We start from the raw sequence: 6109 nt of genomic DNA on the forward strand, positions 1-6109 counted from the left end.
ATAAAAACTGGCGCTGCTAATTCCATATTTGCGACACACTTGTGCTGTCGGCGTTCCAGCTTCCTGCTCTTTAATCATCCCGATTATCTGTTCGTCTGAAAACCGTGAGCGTTTCATTGTCCATCTCTTACCAAGGATTGGACTCTAACAAAATCTGGAGGAGTTTGCAGGGCTCAGGTCATGCGCCCAACCATAGTCATATCCGTGGACGTGAGAGTGTCTTCACTTCATCGAGAACAGAAACGATTTTTTCATAAGCTTTGTATAGCCAATACTTAAATCTGAGGCAACTTGGCGGCGCGGCAAGTCACTGTCCAGTGCGATGCAAACCGTATCACGCTTAAACTGGACTTGCACCGATTATGTTCCGGCCTACTGCTCATATTATGCAGTTTTTTCCTCGAACACCACCGGCGATCCAGCCGAGCGTTGAATGTCTTCCACGTGGATTATAAAAGCCATTTATATATTTGAAGATTGCAACCTAGAGGTGGTTTTACGCAAAGCCAACGCCGTATTCTGTGCCCTTAGTGCAAGAGCCCATTTTAATCGATCACTTGTTGCCCAGTCAATCACGCGACGTGAATACAGGTCAAGGATAACAGCAAGATAAACCCAGCCTTCTTTGGTCCAGACATAAGTGATATCGCTTGCCCATTTCTGGTTGGGTGCCCGTCATCAAAACGATAGAGAACAAAAAGGCAGTAAGGCAGCCATTCACTACGCACTTTGTAAACATATGTTTAGGCAGTTGGAGTGTGGTGTACTAACTTTGAGAGAACCAACAGCCTAGTTAGCCGCCGGTAAAAATTCCAAAACCACCAATCTTATGGCATCTCCGGCATGGTCACTCGCGCACTGCCGGATAGCAAGCTCAACGGCTTCGTGGATGCTCTGGCTGTTCGCCTAACTAGTTTCGACAAGCAGGCGCTGGCGGGCGCTAAGGCCTAGACGCCTCCGCCGGACGCGGATGTCGTGGCAGCCTATACAGAGTACAGCGAGCCACTTGGCTGGCCCAACTTCCAAGCCCCCTCCCACGGTTGGCCAAGCTTGCCAGCGAACATGGCCCCGCAGGCTGGAGCTTCGCAAGTTGAGAGGGTTGGCGGAGGCGTGATCACACAGAGACTTGTAGCAATAAAAGATAATGCTTAATAGCTCCACCTTCTGGCACGTTTCAAAACAATATCAAGTTTAAACCACTACACATCTAATACAGTAAAATTTAGCCGCATGAAACTTAACGGCTAAATTTATCTCCATACAGGTCTCCAAATCCAGTTTATTCTTACAAGGTCTAAAATTTCACGCTGAAATTAGCATTGACACCGTTTTGAGTGATACCTGAACCAAACTGCCCTTGATAAGAGACGCCAAGCTTGGCGTTTTTCGTAATGGCGAAATCAAGTCCGGCTTCAATCAGTGCAGTATCCTTGCCAATCGGGCTGCCCGATGTTGTGAACGCATTGGAACCTGCAGCAAAGCTTGCGGTTGATGATGGAATTACATCGCCAAATGCATGCCGCCAGCCAAGATCAGCACGAGCAGTTGTCAGTGTATCACCAAGCTCAAAGCTGGTTGAGAGACGCATGCCGAGGGTTGAGAGGGTTGTGTCCATCGTGCCGGATTGTACGCTGAGCGCTGCACCATTATGGCCTTTTTCGGTAAAACTATCCGTTCTGACATGGACATAGGCCAGATTAGCATAAGGCTCGATGATCGAACGCGGGCTGAGATCATGCTTATAGCCCAATTCACCAAACACCTGAAACGTACCGCCATGATAATCAGCGGACAGCTTGTCAGAATAACCATTGAAAGCAACCGAGCGGCTCATCTCGATATTGTGCCAGGAATAGGAAAGCCCTGAGCGGAAACCGAGCGCGCCTTGTGCTGTCGCCCATTCGGTTCCTGCATAAGCACCAAGAGTATAATTATCGCTGGAACCAGATGAAGAAAGGCTTGGCGTTTTAAAGGTTGAACGGCTGTATCCGGCCATAAGACCCAACCGCCAACTATCATAAACATCACCGTCAATACCGGTGATGAACCCACCAATAGTCGACTTGGTGCGTGCGGCATTATCAGTTGCCGATTGTGTAGCCCAACTGCCAAAAGCGGCACCCCATGCGGCATAGCGCTGAAGATCATCAGCATTAACCGGCGCAACATGATCAATGGCATTGCCTGCCTGACTGATTTTGGCTTTCGGGCCATAGGCCATCACGGAAACCGGATTAACCGGTGTGCCGCCAAATGCCTGAGACAGGCGATTATTGACCGATGATCGGGTGATACCGCTGGCATTGAGCAAAACACCGCTTGCAGATGCATAGGCCTCACCACTTAGTTGCGGCAGACTTGAGCGAATGGTTGAGCCGTCAGATGCAGAAAAATCCAGTGCTGCGAGCAATGGTTTAAACTCTGTCGCAGCATTAGTGGCGAGACTATCCAATGCAGCACCAACTTCACGGTCGTCGCTATTATCTGCATATTGCGAATAAGCATCAGCATCACGGCTCAATGATACGGTATAAGACAGATTACCATTATCTGTCGCACTCGCGTTAAGTGTCGGCGAGCTCAATGTGGTGCTAACATTTGTGAAGTCATCAGTGATAGCACCAGCTTGCAGCCATTGGTTAGAGGTGAGCGTAAAACCATCACGATAATAACCGCGATCTGCTGCAAAGCTAATCGTCCCATCAAGATCGGCATTGCCGTTTACAATCAGGCTGCTGATGTCAGACTGATCATTGAATGCGAGTTGCAAGGTGCCGGTAGCTGACTGAGCATAATTGCCGTCAATAGTAATTGTCGCACCAGCAACAGAAGGATTTAATATCCCGCTATTGCGGAAGTGCTGAGCTGCATCTATCTGGTAAATCCCTTGACCGGAAAGCGTTGCTGATTGCGCCACACCGACATCAAAGACTTGATGGTTGCCAGTCAACAGTGTTGTGCCGCCATCAAGATGCAGCGAAATATTCTTGCCCTTGATATTGCCACCGTAAGCCAGTCTGAAATCCGTATCAGCTGCGCCAGTCGAATTCCCTTGTGCATCAGCCTTCAAGCCGAAACTCAGCTCAGTCAAACGCAAATTGCCATTATCATCTGTTTGATAATAATCAGAGATAATATCCCCGAAAATACTTGCCCCTTGCATGACATTGATCTGTCCCACCAAGGCATTTTCTGACATGAAAATGGCAGCCTTGTTACCTGCAACACGACCGGTCAGATCGAAGCTTGTGACAAGCGGGCCATTCACTTCATTCAGTGCCGTTTCATAATAATCGGGAAAATAATTTTCTAAATCTCGTTTTCCCGAGGTTACAAAATAAGAACCGCGATATTCATTGTTGTCACCTAGTGAATTATGGCCAAAGTCAAAACTGACCGCGATACCATTTTCCCCCATGGCTTGCACATCACCGCGTTGGGTCAGGCTGTGATTTTTTCCGTAAGCAAACAACACACCAAGACCGTTCTCACCGTTCGCGTGAACCCGTGTTCCGGGCAAAATAGTCATCGTATTGCCGATGCCATCGACACGAACACCTGCACCTCCCGCCCCTGCGGATAGCAAATCTGCACGTTGGGCAATTATATTGCCGCTTCCATAGATATGCAGGCCAAGCCCCATGATCGCGGTGTTATAGCTGTTGGGGATATACGCAGTGCCTTCACTATTGCGAGCGAAGAACGGGTTATCATTAATCAGTGTAATGCCATCATTATAGACTGAGTAGCCAAACAGGTTACGGCGATCAATCGAGTAGCCGATATCTTGCAAAGCGGCGAATTCAGCCTCCATTAACGACATATAATTTGAATATTGTTGATGGCTCATCATACTGTTCCTAAGCTCAGTATGCGAAAACGGGGCATCTAAATGACCAGGAAGCAAATTTAAATCTATGCGCACCGGAATGCCCGGCATGGCACCATTAAGCACTGCGTTTACATTCGACCCTGCGAAATAAGCAAAACCGTCACCGATATCAAATGTATCAGCTCCTGCCGCAGCGGGTTCACAAAAATTGCAAATGATCGTTTGATCAGGTGCGGCAGCCTTACCATTACGATCAATCAGATGAGTGGACCAAACGTTTATCTCAGATTCAAATTGTGCATCTATCAAAGCGTTGTTTTGTTCGTAATTGACTGAAGCCGCGATGCCAAGGCCATGAGCTATCTCATGAATAAGGGTACTGGTCATATCCACTTGGGGCGTATGAATCAATTGCGATGGAACAAAGGGCTGTTGCCAGTCCCAATCCATTTTTCCAATCGTGATTACTCCATGCGCTCCGTCAAGCATGTGCTCCGGATCGATCACGCCATTATTCAGAGCGGAATTTATAAGCGTGCCAGCACCATTCACCTCTTGCGAAATAACACTTATTGCAGAGGCATTATCCTCCTCTTCGGTGCCGACATTGATGATGGCTGGATTTTGCCCTGGAGTGACCTTGATGATGTCAGCCCAATATTGAGCTGCTGATTTTGTGCGATCAATTGTGAGCGGATCAAAGACCCAAGTTGAGGTAGCATCCCCGAAAAATTTCCCGTCTTGCGGATAAAACATCCGCAATTCAAAAACGGGATTGCCGTTCGCATCAGTAATTATATGGGGGGTGAAAGCATGAGCGCTGCCGGAGTAAAGACTCGTCAACAACCCCGCAGATAAACAGGTCGTTGATGCCAAAGCCAATATAGAACTCAGTTTCATTGATATGCCCTCTGCCTGCTTAAATTATTATCGAATTACGATGTGAACAGCAGAATCTCAGGAAAATCTATCACTGAAATTTGGTAGAAGTAAAAATACTATTATTATAAATATAAAGATTTAATGCTTGACTTGATAAATCTATTTTGAAGAACTCAATTTTTTAAAATATATCTTGATGAACGAGGACGCCATGTTGCCATAGTTAAGACCCCATTTATTCTGGAAAACTCAAACCTGGATCACCTGGATTTACGCCCAAACAATCATTCGTTTCTAGCCGCAATAAATATGCTCCAGAGAATTGAAACATATTGCAAAACGACTCTATTTCCTTGAGTAGTAGTATCAGATTTCAAATTAGCCATGGCATCAACTAGACTAAAGGCAGGCAGATTACTGCACAAAAAATATCGCTAAAACAGATACCCGCCCCCATTACGGTCATTAAATATTGTATGTGGTTGCGTGGTTTGCTACGCTCTGATTTGAACCTGTTTTGGCTAATGCCCTATTATAACTGATAAAAATAGATTTCAATACATTTCGAAGTTTTTTGAAATACAAAAGCCGCCAGCTAACTATTTGAATAGATTGATGTCTTCTTATTATACTTGGTTGCGGGGGCGCGCAACTACCGATACCGACATTTATTCTCAGTCGAAATTTAAGCTTTATGTCTTAAAATACGCAACCAAATTGATAATAAACAAATAACTTTCCATTTGTGCAAAATACGTTACTAAAATTTTCAGAACTGCATTAGAAAATATAGCTATTTACTCATCGCAAAATCAACATTTTGCCATGAGTAAAAGAAGCCTAATCCGATTTCCATATTTTGGGAGATAGCCATATTGGACTGCTTTGCAAAACTAGAGATATTCCATTAGCGCCTTCTAATGCAAAATCATGATCGGTGTCCCCTCAAAAGAAAAACCAGATTCTGGAAAGAGCTTTCTTTTTTCGGTTCTGGGTCCAAGTGCGCACCCATATAGCCATAAAAATCTATCAAAAAAGCAGTCGAAGACGCGCCTAGTGACTTTGCTTTCTTTAATAATGCTATTCTTTCGTCGACAGATAGCTCCCAGTTTTCATCCCCAAGTACACATCTTTCCAGATCACTAGGATCACCAACATCGTTTAACATGCTCCGAAAATATTTCAGTGCCTGCCCATTCTTTTTTGAACCGCCCCGTGTTTGCCGGAGGGCAATTTGTTCGACGATTATGCAGCTTTATCAAAGGTTTTCATATTCTGATAGAAAGCCTCCTCGGCTTCTACAGGTGTTATATATCCGATTGGCTCCAGCAAACGTTGATTATTGTACCAATGGACCCAATTGAGTGCTTCCCATTCAATTTCGCGCATTGATTT

3 protein-coding genes and 1 pseudogene are annotated in these 6109 nt (G+C 45.6%); all 4 read right to left on the reverse strand.

Features of this window, described 5'->3' with window-relative positions; genetic code table 11:
• The coding region (locus ABDZ76_RS17295) for a transposase (protein WP_343808542.1) at positions 1-117 on the reverse strand (117 nt) is incomplete at its 3' end.
• Between the two features lie 267 nt (positions 118-384).
• Positions 385-672 (reverse strand): annotated as a pseudogene (locus tag ABDZ76_RS17300) (DDE-type integrase/transposase/recombinase); the annotation flags it as partial.
• A gap of 622 nt (positions 673-1294) precedes the next feature.
• The gene (locus tag ABDZ76_RS17305; RefSeq protein ID WP_343808538.1) at positions 1295-4732 is read right to left on the reverse strand and encodes an autotransporter family protein; all 3438 of its coding nucleotides are present in this window, start codon (positions 4730-4732) and stop codon (positions 1295-1297) included.
• 1227 nt (positions 4733-5959) lie between these two features.
• Complete coding sequence (locus tag ABDZ76_RS17310; RefSeq protein ID WP_343808545.1) at positions 5960-6103, reverse strand: IS3 family transposase; 144 nt, start codon at positions 6101-6103, stop codon at positions 5960-5962.
• Between the last annotated feature and the right edge of the window lie 6 nt (positions 6104-6109).

This window comes from Paenochrobactrum glaciei (genome assembly GCF_039522165.1).
In the GTDB taxonomy this organism is placed as follows: Bacteria; Pseudomonadota; Alphaproteobacteria; order Rhizobiales; family Rhizobiaceae; genus Paenochrobactrum; species Paenochrobactrum glaciei.